This window comes from Clostridium sp. LXY-7 (genome assembly GCF_056172015.1).
Genome location: NZ_JBLLJL010000001.1, coordinates 984,798 through 1,004,616, shown reverse-complemented (window position 1 = coordinate 1,004,616; position 19,819 = coordinate 984,798). Strand labels below are relative to the sequence as shown.

The following is a 19,819-nucleotide window of genomic DNA, read 5'->3' as shown; positions in this document are numbered from 1 at the left end:
TCACTCCCTATCTAGACATCTTTGTATTTTTCTTTACTTTATTATTTGATTTGAAAATATAAAAATTTATTAAACCTTCTAAAAAACCTATTCCATAACTAATATGTAATATAGGAAAAATAATTGAAACGTATTTAAAAAGCTTTCTTTTTCTTCTGGTTACTTTTAAAGATGCAAATATATCTCCAATTAAATATAACGCTAGAACACTAATCCATACATATAATATAGGTTTAAAGAACAAGCTTAATATTGCTGCACCTATATTTCCTATTACAAACCCCATAGGAATTAAATGTCTTATAGAAGCTGGCTTTCCATGTTTTTGCATAACTCTAACTTTCCAAAATCCATATTGATAGTACTGTCTCCATAATTTTGCTAATGATCCCCTACTATAATAAACAGATTTTATATGTGGTGATAATAATATATTATATCCATTTTTAACAACTCTAAAATTTAATTCATCGTCTTGATTTCTTACTAGTTCCTCATCAAAGTAGCCTACTTTATCCAATACTTCTTTTCTGTAAGCGCCAAATGCAACAGTATCTACATAAGTCTCTTCTTTTGCATACCTAAACAATGCATTTCCAACTCCAAAAGGCGAACTCATAGCAAGCGCAATAGCATTCCCTATATTATTCTCACTTATGGTTTCAATAGGACCACCAACACATCCTATGGTTTCATCTTTATAAAGTAATTTAACATTACTCTCTATAAATCTATTATCAGCATAGGCATGTGCTCCAAAAATTATAATCACATCTGAAGTACTATACTCTATCCCTTTATTCATAGCTTTAGGAGCCGTTAATTCTACATTATCTATTAATTTAATATTTTTGTATTTATTCTCGTATCCATTAATAATCTCTCTTGTTCCATCCGTAGACATGCCATCACAAATCAAAACTTCATATAAGTCTTTAGGATAAGTTTGATTGATAAATGAATTTATACATTGGTCTATGTAGTTTTTTTCATTTCTACATGGTATTACTATGGATACTGTTCTATATACATCTTCCATACTTCCTCCTAAAAATTAAGATAAATATTTTTATCTCATATTTATTTAACAGTAAACTGTATTTTATAAATAGAATAAATTATACCCATAGATATCCAAAATGGTGGATATGATACTAAAGAGCTTGGTCCAAATGCCAGTATTGTCCAAGAAAATAGTAATGTTATTCCTATAACATATTGACCATTTAATTTTGATTTCATATGTTTTTTATTAAATACCATCTTTAATCCTATATGTGCATACACTAGAATTGTATATAAAAATATTCCTATTCCAAAGTCGCTTAATAATTCAAACCAATAAGAATGTGCTGCATAAGTGCCATTTGTATTTCCAACTTTCTTTAAAAAGTCATAGGTATTCCCTACCCCCACGCCTAGATAGTTACCATTTTTAACTACATTCGTGGTTATATCATATATTATAGTGAATCTCACGTTATCAGATCCTGCTTCACCTATTACTGGTGGTATTGTCTCACCTAGTTCACCATCTGCACTTTTAGAGTTTAAAATACTCTTAATTTGGTCTACAAAAGGTATTTTCCCAAATTTTTCAGTGTAATAATCCATAGAAGGAACTAACGATAATAAGAAATATATAATAAATCCTATAAAGAAAAATCTTACACAAAATTTAAATAACTTATTTCTAAATTCGCTTTGTTTCCAATTAATAATACCTATAAAAAATATAAATATAAGTGACAAAACTCCTGCAATAAAAGCTGTACGTGATCTTGTAAAAATAATATTAAAAATAGCTAAAATATAACTTATACTGCTCATGTAATAAAATTTTGTATTTATATTTTCTATTAATATATCTACATTTAGTATTATACCTACAATGATAAATACAGCATAATTATTAGGATTATTAAAAAATGTTACTGGAACGCTTTGAGCATAAGCATGTGTTATTCCCTTTTCTGTAAGATGATTAGGTAACCCTAAATTCACTCTTAATATTTCCAATACTCCTAATATTAATATTCCCAAAAATAAAAACCTAAAGAACTTTAATGATTCACTTAACTCTGTTCTATCTTTATTTTCAAAAATAAACATCAACATCATGGATATACTTATTGCATATCTCATTAAACTTTCAACCGCATCTCTTTTATTACTACTCCACAATATGCTAATTATCATATAACTAATAAATATAATCACAAATATTGTATATTTACTTTTAAATATGTTTTTTATATTGAGCTCCTTTATATGTATGTCTTTTAACAAGATTATACAATACAAGAAAAATACAAAATAATAATTATATCTATTGCCTAATGCAACTATAGAAAACAAAAAAGCAAAATAATAAAGCATTTTTCTATTGCTAGTATTAAAATATCTATAAATTAGTAAAACATAGAAAGCAGCAAATATTTCTACTATAATTAAATTTGGTTTAGTAGCAACTGATAATAAAATCGTTGCTAGCATTATAATCAATAACAAAAAATTAGAATTCACTTTATTATTTTTCATTTACCCACCTCTAGCATAACTCCTTATACAACTTTAATAATCTTTGTTCACATATGTTCCAATTGTATTTATTCTCAATTGCTACCAATCCATTTTTCCCTTGTTTTTTAATTATTTCAATTTCTTTTGCCATTTTTTTAATAGTATCTGCTATAGCATTACAATCTTCTGGATTAACTAAAACTCCACATTCACTACTTTTAATTATATTTTTCATCATGGGAAAATCACTAGCAATAACTGGAGTTTGACTCATCATATACTCAAATACTTTTATAGGTTCTGAGTTTATATATCGCCAGTTTACCGGCTGTAATAACACAAATCCAGCCCAAGAACTCTGTAGGTATTTGAAAACTTCTATATGTGGAATTTTACCTGTAAACTTTATATCAGCCTTCTTTAATTCCCCATTTAAAAGTTCCTTTACCTTAGCTTCTATGATTTTATTTTCAAAACCGCCAATGAATATATATCTATATTCTTCTCCAATTAGTTTTATAGATTCAAGAATTTTTAAAATACCTCTATCTTCCCTTAACCCCCCTACATATACAAATGTAGGTTTATGGCTTAATTGCTTCTCATTGCTTGATAAATGTAATACAGGATAATTAGGTATCAATGCTACATTTTTATTATAAGTTTTAAATTTATTTACCAAAATATCATTTACAGATATTATATAGTCAGCTTTTTTACCCATTGATTCTTCATATTTATATATTACTTTTGTAATAGATCTTTTCATAAATTTAAAATGCTCACTAAAACTTTCCGGATGATATTCATGAGAATCGTATATAGCCTTTGATCCCAAATGCTTTTTTAATTTTAAAGCTACTTGAAAAGAATCTGGCTCATGAGCATGATATATATCTGCCCCTATTCCTTTAGCAATATTAAACATATCTTTCATTGGTCTTAATCTATCATGCCAACTACTTCTCTTCCTAAAGCATTTTACAGTAATTCCATCATCTGTAATAAAATCTTTCTCTCCTGGCGCTACGACATAAATATCATTATATACTTTTTTTAGTGATAAAATTTCCTTATAGTAAATTCTATTATCAAAAACATCATGCCCAGAGGTTAAAATACAAATTTTCATATAGTCCTCCACACTTTTTAGTTATGAAAAGAGCTCTCTCATCTCATACTTAAAATTTGTTATTTTTATACTATTGCTTATCCTTTATTCTATGTATGTTTTTCATGTCTATACTAGCAAAATCTTCCATAGGGAATTTTATTGGCATGCCTGTCATTCTTGATTTATATGCAGCTAAAATTATTTCCATAGCTTTTTTTCCTTCATTCCCATCAATTAATGGATTTGTTTCATTGTTTATTGATTCTATCACATTTTTAAACAATGCTGTATGACCTGCTCCATATACATTCTCAATTTCCCCTGAAGCTTCTTTTATAACTTCTTCTTCTGTTTCTAAGTTATCCTCAAATCTCCATGTTTCAATTTTATTCACAGCCATGCCACCTATACACACTGCACCCTTTTCTCCAAATATACTTAATGTTTCTTCTAGATTCTTAGGGAATACACAAGCACTTCCTTCCACTATTCCTATAGCACCATTTTTAAATCTAATTACAATAGCTCCAAAATCTTCTGCTTCAATATCTCTTAAAAATGTATCACATTGTGCATAAACAGTATCTATTTCTCCACCTAACATCCATTGTAAAAGATCTATATTATGTATGCATTGGTTCATAAGTGTTCCACCATCTAACTCCCAAGTACCTCTCCAAGGAGCTTGTTCATAATATCCCATATTTCTATTCCATAAAATTCTAGCTGTACCATTAACAAGTCTACCAAATCTATCTCTTTCTATAGCATCCCTCAATTTTTGTATTGGCGCATTAAATCTATTTTGATGACATACGCTTAAAACCACTCCATTTTTCTTAGCAACTTCTATCATCTCATTTGCATCTTTTATGGATAATGCCATAGGTTTTTCAATTATTACATGCTTTCCTCTATTCATTAGATATTTTGATATTTCTGGGTGATATCCACTTTCTGTTGCTATATAAGCTATATTAAACTCTAACTCATCACACATTTTTTTGTAATCTGTAAAAATCTTAACATCACAATCACAGTTTATATTTTTTATGTACTCATCTTTTTTTGATATTGCTTTTTCCTCTATTGGATCACAAGTTCCAACTAGAGTTGCCATATCTTTATTATTTATTATTGCTTCTATACCCTTATAAGATATCCTTCCGCAACCTATAACTACAAATTTTAGCTTATTCATGTTATTTACCTCCATAAAATTTATTTAACACCTCTTCATATAGCTGATAATTTTTCACAGCATTATTATCCCATGTATAATTACTTAGAATTTTTTTCTTAGCATTTACTCCTATACTTTCTCGTAATTCATTATCAGTTATTATTAATTCCATCTTATCTCTTAAATCATCTTTATCTTGAGGCAAGACTAAAATGCCATCTTTTAAATTTTCAATAACATCTTGAATTCCTTCACCCTTGCATCCAATAACAGTTTTTCCATGAGCCATTGCCTCTATATATACTACACCAAAGCCTTCCTTATAGCTAGGTAATACAAAAAATTCGCAATAATTCATATATTCCATTACCTTTTCATTAGGTACCTGACCTTTGAAAATAATTTTATCTTCAACTCCTCTATCCTTACAGAGTCTCTCTAAATTCTCTCTTTCAGGTCCACGCCCTATAATTATCATTATATAATCATCATACTTTTTATGTATCTCACTAAATGCTTCTATGGCATAATGCATACCCTTAGTCTTAAGTAAATTTCCAACTACTAAAATATATTTTTTATTAGTAAATTCCTCTTTTATTTCATCATTATACTGCTTCTTTATATCTTCTATACTTATTCCATTTGAAATCACTTCAAAATTAGAAATTTTATTAGTATACTTTTCAGCTTCTCTTTTTAGTTTATTGCTGACAAAAACAGTCTTATCAGATTTCTCTATAACATTTATTACTTTCTCTTTATAATCATTATTTAAATTTACTGTATAATTCATATCTTGACCATGAATTGTTGTTATTATAGGTCTATTATATTTTTTATTTAATAGTAATGCACTTTCTCCATCTGGAAGTGCTACATGTGCATGAATTAAATCAAATTCAAAATCTCTATTAATTTTTTCTACTAATCTATTCATCCCTTTGTATAAAGCTTTTCCAGAATTTTTAAAATTTAAATTTTTAGGTAGTAATAAAACCCTTGGATAATAAACCTCTATCCCTTCATAATCTAATTTCTCAGGAATATTATAATACTTTTTATATTTCTGAGAAATCAATGAAAGAAGAAATGGAGTATAAGGTACAGGAGATACTACTTTTATATTTATCTCCTCACCATAATTTTTTTTTAATGCCTTAACTTGCTTATGTATAAATATACCACTGTTTTTATTATAATCGTTAGGATACATATGAGATATAACCAATAATTTCATAAAATGCTCCTTTTTTATATAGAAAGCACATAGCTACTAACTATGTGCTTTCTAAGGCTCAACTTTAATTATAGCTTATTTATTTTCTCTCTATTCTTTTTAACACCTTTTGTAGCATTTCTAGTGTCATAAAGAAGACTTGCTTTCTCAACTATTAACTCATAATCATAACAACTATGATCTGTTGTTATAACAACTATATCTGCATTATCTATTTCCTTTTCCCACTCTACAGATATATATTCTTTACCTTTGTGAGAAAATGATGGTATATATGGATCATTAACTATGATATCAGCACCATTTTTTTCTAAAAGCTCCATAACTTTTAATGTTGGTGACTCTCTCATATCATCTATATCTTTTTTATAAGCTGCTCCCATTATTAGAACCTTTGATCCATTTAAAGCCTTTTTATGCCCATTTAAAAGCTTCATTATGTTTTCAAGTACAAACTCTGGCATAGAATCATTGATTATTCCTGAAGTCTCTATTAACTTAGTGTGATAATCATATTCTTTAGCCTTCCATTCTAGATAGAATGGATCTAATGGTATGCAATGTCCTCCAAGTCCTGGACCCGGATAAAATGGCATAAAGCCATATGGTTTAGTTTTAGCTGCATCTATCACTTCCCATACATCTATTCCCATTCTCTTACATAATATAGCCATTTCATTGGCAAGAGCTATGTTAATATTTCTAAAGGTATTTTCTAATATTTTTTCCATTTCTGCCACTGCTGGTGAAGATACTTCCATTATATCTCCCTCAAGCACACTTCTGTATAATTCTCCTGCAACCTCTGTACATGAAGTTGTGCATCCTCCCACTACTTTAGGAGTATTTTTAGTATTAAAATCTTTATTACCTGGGTCAACCCTCTCTGGAGAGAATGCTAAGAAAAAGTCTTCTCCACATTTTAATCCACTTTCTTCTAATAGTGGCTTTATAACCTCTTCAGTAGTTCCTGGATATGTTGTACTCTCAAGCACTACTAACATACCTCTTTTTAGATATTTAGCTACATCCTTAGTGGAATTTACTACATACGATAAATCTGGCTGTTTATATAAATCTAACGGTGTTGGAACTGCTATACAAACAGTATCTACATCAGCCACAAAACTAAAATCTGTAGTAGCTTTCAACTTACCGTTTTTAACCAATTCAGCTAAATCCTCATCTACTATATCTCCTATGTAGTTTTTTCCTTCATTAACCATACTAACTTTTTTATCTTGAACATCAAAACCTATAACTTCATAGCCTGCTCGAGCTTTTTCCACAGCTAATGGAAGTCCTACATATCCAAGTCCCACTACTCCAAGTCTAGCTGTTTTATTTTTTAGTTTTAATAATAATTCTTCTTTTAATTGACTCATGAATTTAACCTCCTAAGGCAAAGTACCTCAATGTTTATTTATAGTTACTTGTTAAAGAATTCTTTAATTTGATCTACTACGTATTTTTGTTCTTCTAACGTTATCTCTGGATATAGCGGTAATGCAAAAGTTTTTTTACATGCATCTTCAGATACTTGTAAATCTCCCTCACTATATTTTAAATGTTTATAAACTTCTTGAAGGTGGACTGGAGATGGATAATAAACTCCAGTAGATACACCTCTTTCCTTTAAAAATTTAATAATTTCATCTCTTTTATAGGATTGAACTACATACATATGATATACATGTTTATTCTCTTCCAATTCTGTTGGAGTAATTAGGTCTAGCCCACTTAATAATTCATTATATATGTGTGCTTTTCTATTTCTTTCATTATTCCATTGTTCTATATGTTTAAATTTAACTCTCAATATGGCTGCTTGAATTTCATCAAGTCTACTATTGTGCCCTATTGCTATATGATTATATTTAACCTTTGAACCATGAGCTCTTAGAAGTTTAACTTTATCTGCTAATGTATCATCATTAGTAACTACCATACCACCATCACCATAAGCTCCTAAATTCTTTGTTGGGAAAAATGAATAAGTCCCCATATGCCCTATGGATCCAGCTCTCTTCCCTTTATACTCTGCACCTATGGCTTGACATGCATCTTCTATAACATATAAGTTGTGTTTTTTAGCTATTTCCATTATCTTATCCATATCACACATTTGTCCAAATATGTGTACTGGTATGATAGCCTTTGTTTTTTCGGTAATACACTTCTCAATACTATTTGGATCAATACATAACGTATCTGGTAAAACATCTGCAAATACTGGAGTTGCTCCAACTACTGAAGTTGTTTCAGCTGATGCAAAAAAAGTAAATGGAGTAGTTATAACTTCGTCTTCTTCTTTAACTCCTAAGGCTTTTAGGGCAAGCATTAGTGCATCTGTTCCATTAGCTACAGCTATGCCATGTTTTACTCCTGTAAACTCTGCTATTTCACTTTCTATTTTTTTCACATTTGGACCCATTATATAGGTTGAAGACTCCAATACTTCTTTAATTGCATTGTTGATATCTTCTTTAATTGTATTATATTGTGCATTTAAATCTAATAAATTTACTTTCATATCCAATCTCTCCTAAAACTTATAATAATTACTTTTTCCTATGGTATGTAGGAACTTTCTCCTCTATTAGCTGCAATATATCTTCATCACACATATTATCTACTTGCTCAAATTGATTTATAGAATTTTCTATAAAATCTATATGAGCATCCTTTGGCTTCTCTACAAATATCTTATCATGTTCAGTGGATGTAAGTGCTATTTCATCCATTAAAAGTTCTTCATAAAGTTTTTCACCGGGTCTCAACCCTACATATTCTATTTTAATATCAACATCCGGTTTATATCCTGAAAGACTTATTAAGTCTCTAGCAAGATCTACTATTTTAACTGGACTTCCCATGTCTAAAACAAATATTTCTCCACCTTCAGCTAAACTCCCTGCCTGTATAACAAGTTGAGCCGCTTCAGGAATAGTCATAAAAAATCTGTTTATATCTGGATGAGTAACCGTAACAGGCCCACCTTTTGCTATCTGTTTCTTAAATAATGGAATTACTGAACCATTACTTCCCAGTACATTTCCAAATCGTACAGCTACAAAATCAGTATCACTAACCTCATCCATAGCTTGTATAATTAGCTCACAAAATCTTTTAGTGGCACCCATTACATTAGTTGGATTTACAGCTTTATCTGTACTTATTAAAACAAATCTCTCAACTTTATATTTATGGCAACATTTTACTACATTATAGGTTCCTATAATATTATTTTTAACTGCATCTCCCACATTGTTTTCCATTAATGGAACATGTTTATGTGCAGCTGCATGGAATACAACTTGAGGCTTATACTTTCTAAATATGTCTTCCATTCTAGCCTTATCCCTTACAGATGCAATTAAAACCTGTTTCTCAATATTAGGTAGATTCCTATTAAACTCCATCTCTAATTCATAAGCATTATTTTCATAAATGTCTAGTATTAATATTTTTTCCGGATTAAATTTTGCTATCTGCCTACATAATTCAGAACCAATAGTACCACCACCACCAGTAACCAATACTATCTTACCTTTTATATATTTATCAATATGCTCTGTTTTTAACTTAATGGCTTCTCTACCAAGTAGGTCATCAATGTTAACATCTCTTAACTGACTAATATTAACATCTCCATCTATTATTTCATAAATTCCAGGCATTGTTTTCATTTTGCATTTCGTATCTTTACAAATATTTAAAATTTCTTTTTTTGTTTCCAAATCTGCTGATGGCATTGCTATGATTATTTCTTCCACCTTATGATCCTTGCATATTTTTACAATATGACCTCTATCTCCTAATACCTTTATGCCATTGATTCTTTTTCCTTTTTTATAGTCATTATCATCAATTAATCCAACAATCTTATAATTCAAGTTGCTATTTCGCATTATTTCCTTTATTAAAATAGCGCCCGCATCACCTGCTCCAATTATCAATACATTTTTCTTTTTATTAGATTTTATTTTTCCTAGATGACTAATATCTACAATTCTGTACATAAAGCGTATACCACCTAGACTTAAAACAGATAAATTCCAGAAAATTATATGCACTGTTAATGGAAAACGAAAGTAATTACTATTAAATACTACATGACTAATGAAATATAAGTAAAATATAAATACTATATTAGTAGCTGTAACTGAATATACTATAGATAATATATCTTGCATAGTTGCATATTTCCATATATTACTATAAAGTTTGAAAATCATATTGAACAATACTGTAAATATAACTAATGGTATTATAGAATTATAGAAAAACTCTATATATCCTTGAGGTATATTAAAATCAAATTTTAATAGTAGAGATACATATAATGCTGCAATTATTAATATAATATCAAAAATTAAAATTTTATTTTCTTTTTTCATATAAACACTTCCTAAACAAAGGTAATAGGTTATTGTTGACTAATTATCTTATTAACTCCTCAGCTATAATATAGTACCATAAAAAAACTTAAAACATATTTCTAAAATGTCACTATTTAGTCTATTTAAGACAATTAAATTAAATAACTTCGTATTTTTCCTATTTTTCCTAATATAGCTACAAAAATTATAGCTATAAATTATATAAGTATATTATACAACTAATTTAACAATATTATTAGAATAAATCAAATTTGTTATACTTTCAACATTTTTTTTAGTTCTAACACAATATCATCCTTAGGATTAAGTTTCTCAGCTATCTCTAAATGTGCTTGTGCACCTTTCATATCACCACTATTTAAGTAACACATTACTATGTTTGTACAAACCTCTACTGATTTTGTAACTTCAAATACCTTTCTAAAATATTTTATAGCATTTTGAAAATCATTTAAACAAGCATAGTTAATTCCCATTTCATTAAATACATCTGCATAACTACTATCTATAGTCAAGGCTTCATTTAAATAATAAATTCCTTTTTCATAATTTTCTAGTACTCTATATGCAATTGCTATATAATAATACAATTCTGCACTGTCACCTAATACTTCAATTAAGGGCAATAAAATCTCCAAAGCCTCTTTAGGTTCATCATATATTAATTCTTTACCTCTATCATATTCTTCTATGGTAGTTAATGCAGACTTAAATTCACTTATTTCCTTAGTAACTTCTCCACCTAAAGAAATATATTGATTAATAGCAAACAACGCTTCACTAAACTGCTTATTCTCATTTTTTAATATTGCTTCATAGTAATATGGAGTTGCGTATTCATTTAACTTCTTTGATAATTCTATAATTCTTCTCTCTTCCTCCTCAAGGATTTTATTGTTTTTTCTAATTCCATCTATTAAAAGTAATGCTTTATCTAAAACCTCCACAGTAAACTCTAGTTCCATAAGCCCTCTTAAAAGCACATACGCTTCTTCATATTTTTCACTTTTTATACTCTCAAATATTTTACTCTTGATAAATTTACAACTATTAGGTATATATCCTATTACCTCTTTATATGTATCATTAAATTTAAATTTCTTATCTGCTCCTAATACATATGCCATACCCTCTACAAACATATGAATAGGTATATTTTTCAAATTGTCTCCTTCTTTAGCCTTATTTACTATGTCATCAGATTTAACAGGCATATATATGCTCTCTTTAAATCTATATCCATTTAAGACACTTCCCTCTTTTATTTCAAGAAAAAGCATCTTATTTAATTTCTCTAAAAAATAACTTTCCATAACTTCATAACACCTTCCATTTTTTATTATAAACTACATTTTAAAAAATATATTAATATTTATAAATAATACAATATATATTAACATACTTTATATTAAATTAACTTCATATTAGTTAAAATAAAGGTATAATTTAAAATTATATTTATCCTTATTATTTACAATTATTCAATTTAATATATATTTAACTCTAATATTATTATTAAATTTGCTTTAATCCAGATATTATTATAATCATAAGTAAAAATTTATTGCAATCCTAAATATATTATTTTATAATTAATTTGTTTTAAATTGCTATATAATAAGTATGTAATGAATATAAAATATACTTTATAATACGCCAAATAATACACCAATAGAAAGAATATAGAAAGAGGGTATTGAATTGTATAAGCTAAATCAAAATGAAACACCATTATTTGACGCTTTAATGGAATACGTAAATAGAAACACTTTACCTTTTCATGTTCCAGGACATAAGAAAGGAGTAGGGGTAGATGATGAATTTAAGACTTTTATGGGTGAAAATCCATTTAAAATCGATGTAACAGTTTTTAAGCTTGTGGATAGTTATCATCATCCAACAGGTCCAATAAAGAAGTCTCAAGAATTAGCTGCAGATGCTTATGGATCAGATGCATGTTTCTTCTGTGTTCATGGCACATCCGGTGCTATACAAGCTATGATTCTTTCTGTTGTTGGTGCCGGAGATAAGATTATCATTCCAAGGAATGTACATAAATCTATTACTGGAGGAATTATTCTTGCTGGTGCTATTCCTGTATATATGCAACCAGAGCTTGATAAGAAAATAGGGGTTGCCCACGGTGTTACACCTGAAACTGTTAGAACTACATTAGAGGCTCATCCTGACGCAAAAGCAGTGTTAATTATAAATCCAACCTATTACGGTGTATCAACGGACATTAAGCAGATTGCAGATATTGTTCATGATTATGATATACCTTTAATAGTAGATGAAGCTCATGGTCCACATCTAAAATTTAACAACAAACTTCCAATATCAGCTATGGAAGCAGGTGCAGATATCTGCGCTCAAAGTACACATAAAATAATTGGAGCTTTAACACAGGCTTCATTACTTCAGGTTCGCTCTAAGCATGTTAATATACCTAGAGTGAAACAGGTGCTTAATTTAATGCATACTACTTCTCCTTCTTATATACTAATGGCATCTCTAGATACTGCTAGAAGACAAATAGCTTTAGAGGGTGAAGAACTTTTAGATAAAACTATACTTCTTTCAAATTACGTTAGAGACGAGGTAAATAAAATACCTGGCTTTTACTGCTTTGGTGAAGAAATCCTTGGTAGATCTGGTGCTTATGCCTTTGATCCTACTAAGATTACTATCACCTGTCGTGATCTTGGAATAACTGGTTATGATTTAGATATGATATTGTCCAACAAATATCATATTCAAATGGAACTCTCTGATTTATACAATGTGTTAATCGTTGGTTCATTTGGTGATACAGAAGAAGGTATGGAACGACTATTGGAAGCTCTAAGAGAAATTAGTGATGAGTACTATGGAAAAGGAACCACTAAAGCTGATTTTATAGATATACCTGAGATTCCAGAGCAAATTCAAATTCCTAATGAAGCCTTTAATAGTGTCAAAACTGCAGTAAGAATAAAAGAGAGTGTTGGTATGATTAGTGGTGAATTCTTAATGGCATATCCACCTGGAATACCTATACTTTGTCCAGGTGAAAAAATCACTCGTGAAATTATAGATTATGTCCAACGCTTAAAGGATACAGGATTGTATGTTCAAGGTACTGAAGATCCTGAAGTAGAATATATAAATGTTGTAAAAGAAGAGGATGCTGTATATATAAATGTTGAATAGCATAATAAATCCCACCTAAAGTTTAGGTGGGATTTTCTGTTTACATTTATTTTCTTAAAGCTAACATCTTATATTCAGCATTAGTCTTACCAGCATTAGCTATATTCTTTATATATTCGTTTTGTGACATAGTAGCGATGCTACCATAAGCCTTCAATAGATTTTCAAAATAACTCATCATATAATTTACCTTCATTAATGGCTCGTTATGTTTAGTTATAAATACTAGGGCATACCCTCTTCTAATACCTGCTGCAGCTTTTTTGAAGCTATTATAATGCCTAAGTCCTCTATTAATTAACTGGACTTTGTTATAGTTGCAAACCATCATCTCTTTATAGATTGGCATACACTCTTCAATAAAGCTTTCATTAAAATATTGGTGTTTACCTTTTACTTCTTCTACAGTTTTTAAAAATACTTCTAACTTTTCATTAGTAACTTCTCTCAATTCACTTAATTTTATTAAAATGCTCTTTACATGGTCTACATCATTTGAAGTTATATCATATTTCTTTCCCTTTTTTCGTATATGTTCTAATCCCTCTAACATAGATTTTAAATCATTCTCATTTTTTCTTTTGTCTCCATCCTTTAAAAATGCACTTACTATACTCCCTTTATCGTTACTTAAAAAGGCATCCATAAAGAAAAATAACTTTCCTAATCTTAATAGGGTATTTTCATTAGTAACTATATTATTTGATGAATCTAAATATAAATAGCATTTACCATGTTCCCTAAATTTAGGGAATAGTTTTTTTGTAAATACTACTTCTCTATATGTATTACTCCCTAATAATACTGGTTCTGATATTGTGACTCCTTCAAAAGCCTTTGTATATATCTTTAATATATTTTTCTCTTCATCTTTTAGTGCCCTATATAACTCCATATATTCTCCTCCATCTTATAATAAAAAAGCTATAGTTTTATATATATTATAATAGAAACGTAACTAATGTACAAATATTCATCAAATTTCATATATTATTTATAGTTAACAATATATGAACACCCCAGGGGTGCATCCATTAAATGGATGCACCCCTGGGGTAATTACATATTTTAACAGCTCATTCCTGATTTTAATGCTTTTTTATTTAATTCCACCGCTTTTTCTGGAACTAAAGATGTCACTACTTCTTCCCAATTAATTTCATCAAGAGATAGTGCTTTTAAAAGAGCTCCTAATAATACTACGTTTTGAGCTTTAATATTTCCTAAATCCTTTGATATTTTTGCTGCATCTACAATTACAGTATTTTCTACAGTTGATTTTAATAATTCATTTACACCACTTGGATATTTTTCTTGTCCTATTAATACTGGTACTGGATGAATCTCATAGTCATTAACTACTAGATGTCCACCTTGCTTTAAGTAAGGAAGTGCCCTTAGCGCTTCACTTTTCTCAAAAGCTACAACTACATCTGCCTTTCCCTTTTCTATAAGTGGTGAGTGTACTTTTTCTCCAAATCTAACTTGTGTAGTTACACTTCCTCCTCTTTGAGCCATCCCATGAACTTCTGACATCTTTACATCATATCCATGTCTTAAAAGTCCCTCTGACAATATTTTAGAGGCAAGAATAGTTCCTTGTCCACCTACACCAATAAATAATATACTTTTTACTTCCTTCATATTATTCACCAACCTTTTCTATAGCGCTAAATGGGCAAACTTGCTTACAAATTTCACAACCATTGCACATAGTTTCATCAATTTCTACTACCCCATTTTGGAATTTTAATGCTGGACATCCTGTCTTCAAGCACATTTTACATTTTTTACACTTATCTTGGTTAACTTGACATTTTAAGTTTGCTCTTTTCTTTAATACTTCCTTAATTAGTGCACAAGGTTGCTTCGTTATAATAACAAATGGTTCTTTGCTATCATGAGCTTCTTTTACAGCCTCTGAAGTTTGTTTTATATTATATGGATCAACTACTCTTATGTTTTCTTTCTTAATGCCGCAAGCTAATACTAATTGCTCAATATCAACCATTGGAGCTTCTCTGTTCTGAAGAGTTTTTCCTGTGCCCGGATTTTCTTGATGTCCTGTCATTCCTGTAATTCTATTATCTAAAATAACTGATACTATAGGTGTTTGATTGTATACACTATTTATTAATCCAGTAATACCTGAGTGGAAAAAAGTTGAATCTCCTATAAACGAAAATACTTTTTTATCGCTTCTTTCTGCCATCATGCTAGCTCTTTCCATTCCAAGCCCTGCTGATATAGATGCTCCCATACATATTACTGTGTCAGTAACACTAAGTGGTGCATTCATACCTAATGTATAGCATCCTATATCTCCTGAAGATATTACATCTTTATACTTTGAAACTGCATAGAATATTCCTCTATGAGGACACCCTGGACATAATACAGGTGGTCTTGATGGCGCTTTTTCATCTACAGTGTAATTAATTTTAGTTTCTTCTCCTAGAATTGCTTTTCTAATAATATCTGGATTTAACTCTTCACAAATTGGAATTATTTCTTTACCTATGCAAGGTATTCCCATAGCTTTTACTTCTTTTTCAAGATATGGATCATTTTCTTCTACTATATATAGCTTATCTACCTTTGATGCAAAATCCTTTATCATTTCATCTGGTAGTGGATAAGAGAATCCTATTTTTAAATAAGATGCGTTATCACCAAACACTTCTCTACAATACTCATAAGAGATACCATTAGTAATAATACCAATCTGAGTATTGCCCATCTCTACTCTATTTAAATGAGTACTATTTGAATACTGTCTTAGCTTTTCTAATCTCTCTTCAACCTCATAATGTTTAATTTTTGAATTATTTGGAGTCATTATATATTTTTTTACATTCTTTTCATATGGTTTAACTGCTACTTCAGCTTTTTCTCCAATTTCCACTACTGTTTTAGAGTGTGATATTCTTGTAGTAACTCTAAATAGTACTAAAGTATCATATTTTTCGCTAATCTCATAAGCTTCTTTTATATAATCTAGACACTCTTGTGAATTAGATGGCTCTACCATCGCTACTTTAGCATGTGGTGCATAGAATCTATTGTCTTGCTCATTTTGAGAAGAGTGCATACCTGGATCATCTGCTGTTACAACTACAAAACCACCATTTACTCCTTCATATGCCATTGTAAACAATGGATCTGCTGCCACATTTAATCCAACGTGCTTCATAGTTGTTAGCGCTCTAGCTCCACCAATAGAGGCCCCAGATGCTACTTCAAATCCTACCTTTTCATTGGGTGCCCACTCAGCATAAACCCCTTCATATGTTGCAAAATTTTCTAATATCTCTGTACTAGGTGTTCCTGGATAAGCTGAAGCCACATGGCATCCTGCTTCATATGCTCCTCTAGCAATGGCTTCATTACCACTCATAATAAATTTCTTCATTTCAGTCCCCCCATTTATTCCTATTTTATTTTTATCCTAATATGCTCCCAAGTGCTATAGAGTATAACTTTGATTTTGCACTATCAGCCCTTGATACTAAAACTACAGGGCATTTTGCCCCCACTATAACCCCTGCACTCTCAGCTGCTCCAAAATATGTTAGTGATTTTCCTAAGAAATTTCCTGATTCAATATTAGGCACTAATAGTATATCTGTATCACCAGCTACATCACTAACTATCCCCTTATGTTTAGCAGCGTCTAAAGAAATAGCATTATCTAACCCTAATGGTCCATCTATTACACAACCTTTAATTTGTCCCCTTTTATTCATTGAGGATAATGCAGCTGCATCTAAGGTAGCTTGCATTGATGGATTTACTACTTCTACTGCACATATTGGAGCTACCTTAGGTTTTTCTATATCTAATGCATGAGCTACCTTAACTGCATTATTTATAATTCCTATTTTATCCTTAAGTTCAGGATATGGTACCATACCGCCATCTGTTAGAAATAATAACTTATGATAGTTTGGAACTTCATATACCATGACATGTGATAACAAGCTATCTGTCCTTAAATTAGCTTCCTTATTAAGTACAGCCTTTAATAAATCAGAGGTTGGCAATAGCCCCTTCATTAAATAATTAGCTTCTCCTTTTTTCACTAAATCTACAGCCTTTTCTGCAGACTTATGTATATTGCTTTCATTAACTATTTTCACGTTATTTAAGCTTACGCCACTTTCACTAGCAATACTGATTATTTCTGCTTCGTTCCCTACTAGTATTGCATTAACTATTCCCATATTCACAGCTTCTACCACAGCTTCTAATACTACTTTATCCTGTGCAGCTGCCACCGCTATAGTTTTTTTCTTTTTCTCTTTTGCTAGAGAAATTACTCCTTGCAAATTTTTAATCATATTTTCACCTCTTGATAAAAATCTATTTACTGAAAATTTTATATATTCTAATTAAAGTATAGAATTTTCCCTTCGGTGTGTCAATTTCAACTGCTAAAGCAGATTCAATTATGATTAAAAGTATATAAATTAAAGGAAGACACCTTAAATTTAAAGTATCTTCCTTAATAAATGCTATTAACTTAACTATTGTCTAAAATAATATTTATTTATTAAATATTATTCTCTTATCTACACTTTTTATATCTTTACATCCAGTTAAAACCATAGCTGATTTAAGCTCTCCCTTTAACTCCTCTATATAAGCTTTAACACCTTCTCTTTGTCCTCCAAAGGATGCCGTAACGAAAGGTCTTCCAATAAGTATTCCATCCGCTCCTAGCGCTAACATTTTAAGAACATCCACCCCTGTTCTAACTCCTCCATCGGCTAGTATTGTAACCTTACCCTTCACTGCCTTAGCTATATCTTCTAATACATCAGCAACTCCTGGAGTTTCATCTAGAACTCTACCTCCATGATTAGAAACTACTATGGCATCAACTCCTGCTTCTACAGCTAATAATGCCTCATCTACTGTCATTATTCCTTTAAGAATAAAAGGAAGCTTTGTGCTTTGCACTAATTCCTTTATATCTTGAACATTTTTAGGCATAACAGGCTTTCCATGAAGAGCTAGAGTTATTAACCCACAGGCATCTATATCTACACCCACTGCAAAAGCTCCAGTTTCTTCTGCCAACTTAATTTTTTCTATTACATTTTTATTTTCCCAAGGCTTTATAAAAACTATACCTTCTCCGTTAAATTCCTTTAATACCTTTAAATTAGTTATTAAAAAAGAATCTACTGCCGTGTCTCCTACCATTGGATAAATACCACTATCTAAACTTCCACCTATTACCCAAGAAATATACTCTTCTTCAGTAAATTTCCCTCCCATATTTAATGTAGTTCCTGTAACAGGTGCAGCAAATACGGGTATATCCAGTTTTTTACCAAATAACTCCACAGAAGTATCTGGATTCTTTGCATCATGTATAACTCTCATATTTAATTTATATTTTTCAAGAGCTCTGAAGTTTTCTTTAAAAGCATTTCCTGTAGCTTTGCCACCCATACCTGGAACTTCGCCAGCACAAACTACTCCATTGCAGCTATTACATACTCTACAACTATTATTTAAATTTTCCTTAGCAATTTTTTTTATCTCTTTAAAATTCATTATTTTCCCCCCAGATTTACATACTCTACTATAAAAGTTTACTTCCCTTTATACCAGTAACCTTATCTGCAAATTTATTTTATATTCACTTTATTATAAAGTACTTATAAGATTTCTACTGCTCAATTAATCCACTATCTTCTAAAAATATATCTATCTCTTCTTCTGTATAAACCTTTATACCATTTCTTAAAAGTAACTCAGTAGTTACTCCGTTCCCTTGTATTTTCTTTCCTGAAAAGGTTCCATCATAAATCATCCCTTTTCCACAGGAAGGGCTTCTAGCTTTTAAAATGGCACTATTTGCCCCTACGGCTTTAGCTACATTTAGAGTTTCATAAGCCCCCTTTATAAACTCTTCCGTTACATCATCTTCTGGATCTGTTCCTTGAACTCTACAGCTCCCATCTAGAACTTTAGCTCCATCCCCTTTAATTATCTCATGTGCAACTCTAGGAGTTGCTTGACCTCCAAGTTGTTCTGGACATACTGGAATAGCTTTTCCTTGTTTTAAAAGTTCTAAAACTTTTTCATTTAAATTACTTTCTCCATTATATTTACAGTTTATACCACAAAGGCATCCACTTACTAATATCACC

At 30.1% G+C, this 19,819-nt stretch carries 16 protein-coding genes; 1 reads left to right on the top strand and 15 read right to left on the bottom strand.

Annotation, left to right across the window (positions count from 1 at the left end; all coding sequences use genetic code 11):
* Positions 1–7: 7 nt before the first annotated feature.
* The 9 genes from ACI48Q_RS04715 to ACI48Q_RS04675 all read right to left on the bottom strand — a co-directional run bounded on the left by ACI48Q_RS04715 (position 8) and on the right by ACI48Q_RS04675 (position 11,776).
* On the bottom strand, positions 8–1,039 hold the full coding sequence (locus ACI48Q_RS04715) for a glycosyltransferase family 2 protein (protein ID WP_474917889.1): 1,032 nt from the start codon (positions 1,037–1,039) through the stop codon (positions 8–10).
* A 41-nt stretch (positions 1,040–1,080) separates the two neighbouring features.
* Positions 1,081–2,541 (bottom strand): O-antigen ligase family protein, encoded by a 1,461-nt coding sequence (locus ACI48Q_RS04710; RefSeq protein ID WP_474917888.1) that lies wholly within the window; start codon positions 2,539–2,541, stop codon positions 1,081–1,083.
* A 10-nt stretch (positions 2,542–2,551) separates the two neighbouring features.
* A complete protein-coding gene (locus ACI48Q_RS04705; protein WP_474917887.1) occupies positions 2,552–3,655 on the bottom strand; it encodes a glycosyltransferase family 4 protein in 1,104 nt (367 codons plus the stop codon).
* A 70-nt stretch (positions 3,656–3,725) separates the two neighbouring features.
* Entirely contained in the window at positions 3,726–4,838 is a 1,113-nt protein-coding gene (locus ACI48Q_RS04700) for a Gfo/Idh/MocA family protein (RefSeq protein ID WP_474917886.1), read from the bottom strand.
* 1 nt (position 4,839) lies between these two features.
* A complete protein-coding gene (locus ACI48Q_RS04695) occupies positions 4,840–6,060 on the bottom strand; it encodes a glycosyltransferase (RefSeq protein ID WP_474917885.1) in 1,221 nt (406 codons plus the stop codon).
* A gap of 68 nt (positions 6,061–6,128) precedes the next feature.
* A complete protein-coding gene (locus ACI48Q_RS04690; RefSeq protein WP_474917884.1) occupies positions 6,129–7,445 on the bottom strand; it encodes a nucleotide sugar dehydrogenase in 1,317 nt (438 codons plus the stop codon).
* Positions 7,446–7,489: 44 nt separating this feature from the next.
* Positions 7,490–8,593 carry a DegT/DnrJ/EryC1/StrS family aminotransferase gene (locus tag ACI48Q_RS04685; protein WP_474917883.1) on the bottom strand — a complete coding sequence of 368 codons (1,104 nt, stop codon included), beginning with the start codon at positions 8,591–8,593 and terminating at the stop codon, positions 7,490–7,492.
* A 28-nt stretch (positions 8,594–8,621) separates the two neighbouring features.
* Entirely contained in the window at positions 8,622–10,460 is a 1,839-nt protein-coding gene (locus tag ACI48Q_RS04680; protein WP_474917882.1) for a polysaccharide biosynthesis protein, read from the bottom strand.
* Positions 10,461–10,717: 257 nt separating this feature from the next.
* Entirely contained in the window at positions 10,718–11,776 is a 1,059-nt protein-coding gene (locus ACI48Q_RS04675; protein WP_474917881.1) for a tetratricopeptide repeat protein, read from the bottom strand.
* A gap of 388 nt (positions 11,777–12,164) precedes the next feature.
* On the opposite strand from ACI48Q_RS04675, the gene ACI48Q_RS04670 reads away from it, so the two are divergent.
* Entirely contained in the window at positions 12,165–13,655 is a 1,491-nt protein-coding gene (locus ACI48Q_RS04670; RefSeq protein ID WP_474917880.1) for an aminotransferase class I/II-fold pyridoxal phosphate-dependent enzyme, read from the top strand.
* A gap of 46 nt (positions 13,656–13,701) precedes the next feature.
* Here ACI48Q_RS04670 and ACI48Q_RS04665 read toward each other — a convergent pair whose 3' ends face one another.
* The 6 genes from ACI48Q_RS04665 to ACI48Q_RS04640 all read right to left on the bottom strand — a co-directional run bounded on the left by ACI48Q_RS04665 (position 13,702) and on the right by ACI48Q_RS04640 (position 19,818).
* The gene (locus ACI48Q_RS04665) at positions 13,702–14,550 is read right to left on the bottom strand and encodes a hypothetical protein (RefSeq protein WP_474917879.1); all 849 of its coding nucleotides are present in this window, start codon (positions 14,548–14,550) and stop codon (positions 13,702–13,704) included.
* A 173-nt stretch (positions 14,551–14,723) separates the two neighbouring features.
* A complete protein-coding gene (locus ACI48Q_RS04660) occupies positions 14,724–15,299 on the bottom strand; it encodes an indolepyruvate oxidoreductase subunit beta (protein ID WP_474917878.1) in 576 nt (191 codons plus the stop codon).
* A gap of 1 nt (position 15,300) precedes the next feature.
* A complete protein-coding gene (iorA, locus tag ACI48Q_RS04655; RefSeq protein ID WP_474917877.1) occupies positions 15,301–17,067 on the bottom strand; it encodes an indolepyruvate ferredoxin oxidoreductase subunit alpha in 1,767 nt (588 codons plus the stop codon).
* Positions 17,068–17,098: 31 nt separating this feature from the next.
* On the bottom strand, positions 17,099–17,995 hold the full coding sequence (locus tag ACI48Q_RS04650; RefSeq protein ID WP_474917876.1) for a phosphate butyryltransferase: 897 nt from the start codon (positions 17,993–17,995) through the stop codon (positions 17,099–17,101).
* Positions 17,996–18,200: 205 nt separating this feature from the next.
* Positions 18,201–19,220: an alpha-hydroxy-acid oxidizing protein gene (locus ACI48Q_RS04645; protein ID WP_474917875.1), complete on the bottom strand. Its 1,020-nt coding sequence runs from the start codon at positions 19,218–19,220 to the stop codon at positions 18,201–18,203.
* Between the two features lie 115 nt (positions 19,221–19,335).
* Positions 19,336–19,818, bottom strand: a complete 483-nt coding sequence (locus ACI48Q_RS04640; RefSeq protein WP_474917874.1) for a 2-thiouracil desulfurase family protein — start codon at positions 19,816–19,818, stop codon at positions 19,336–19,338.
* Between the last annotated feature and the right edge of the window lies 1 nt (position 19,819).

What these genes read in the sequence shown, in the direction of transcription:
- ACI48Q_RS04715 (WP_474917889.1), bottom strand. Translation starts at nt 1,039, where the DNA reads ATGGAAGATGTATATAGAACAGTATCCATAGTAATACCATGTAGAAAT.
- ACI48Q_RS04710 (WP_474917888.1), bottom strand. Translation starts at nt 2,541, where the DNA reads ATGAAAAATAATAAAGTGAATTCTAATTTTTTGTTATTGATTATAATG.
- ACI48Q_RS04705 (WP_474917887.1), bottom strand. Translation starts at nt 3,655, where the DNA reads ATGAAAATTTGTATTTTAACCTCTGGGCATGATGTTTTTGATAATAGA.
- ACI48Q_RS04700 (WP_474917886.1), bottom strand. Translation starts at nt 4,838, where the DNA reads ATGAATAAGCTAAAATTTGTAGTTATAGGTTGCGGAAGGATATCTTAT.
- ACI48Q_RS04695 (WP_474917885.1), bottom strand. Translation starts at nt 6,060, where the DNA reads ATGAAATTATTGGTTATATCTCATATGTATCCTAACGATTATAATAAA.
- ACI48Q_RS04690 (WP_474917884.1), bottom strand. Translation starts at nt 7,445, where the DNA reads ATGAGTCAATTAAAAGAAGAATTATTATTAAAACTAAAAAATAAAACA.
- ACI48Q_RS04685 (WP_474917883.1), bottom strand. Translation starts at nt 8,593, where the DNA reads ATGAAAGTAAATTTATTAGATTTAAATGCACAATATAATACAATTAAA.
- ACI48Q_RS04680 (WP_474917882.1), bottom strand. Translation starts at nt 10,460, where the DNA reads ATGAAAAAAGAAAATAAAATTTTAATTTTTGATATTATATTAATAATT.
- ACI48Q_RS04675 (WP_474917881.1), bottom strand. Translation starts at nt 11,776, where the DNA reads ATGGAAAGTTATTTTTTAGAGAAATTAAATAAGATGCTTTTTCTTGAA.
- ACI48Q_RS04665 (WP_474917879.1), bottom strand. Translation starts at nt 14,550, where the DNA reads ATGGAGTTATATAGGGCACTAAAAGATGAAGAGAAAAATATATTAAAG.
- ACI48Q_RS04660 (WP_474917878.1), bottom strand. Translation starts at nt 15,299, where the DNA reads ATGAAGGAAGTAAAAAGTATATTATTTATTGGTGTAGGTGGACAAGGA.
- iorA (WP_474917877.1), bottom strand. Translation starts at nt 17,067, where the DNA reads ATGAAGAAATTTATTATGAGTGGTAATGAAGCCATTGCTAGAGGAGCA.
- ACI48Q_RS04650 (WP_474917876.1), bottom strand. Translation starts at nt 17,995, where the DNA reads ATGATTAAAAATTTGCAAGGAGTAATTTCTCTAGCAAAAGAGAAAAAG.
- ACI48Q_RS04645 (WP_474917875.1), bottom strand. Translation starts at nt 19,220, where the DNA reads ATGAATTTTAAAGAGATAAAAAAAATTGCTAAGGAAAATTTAAATAAT.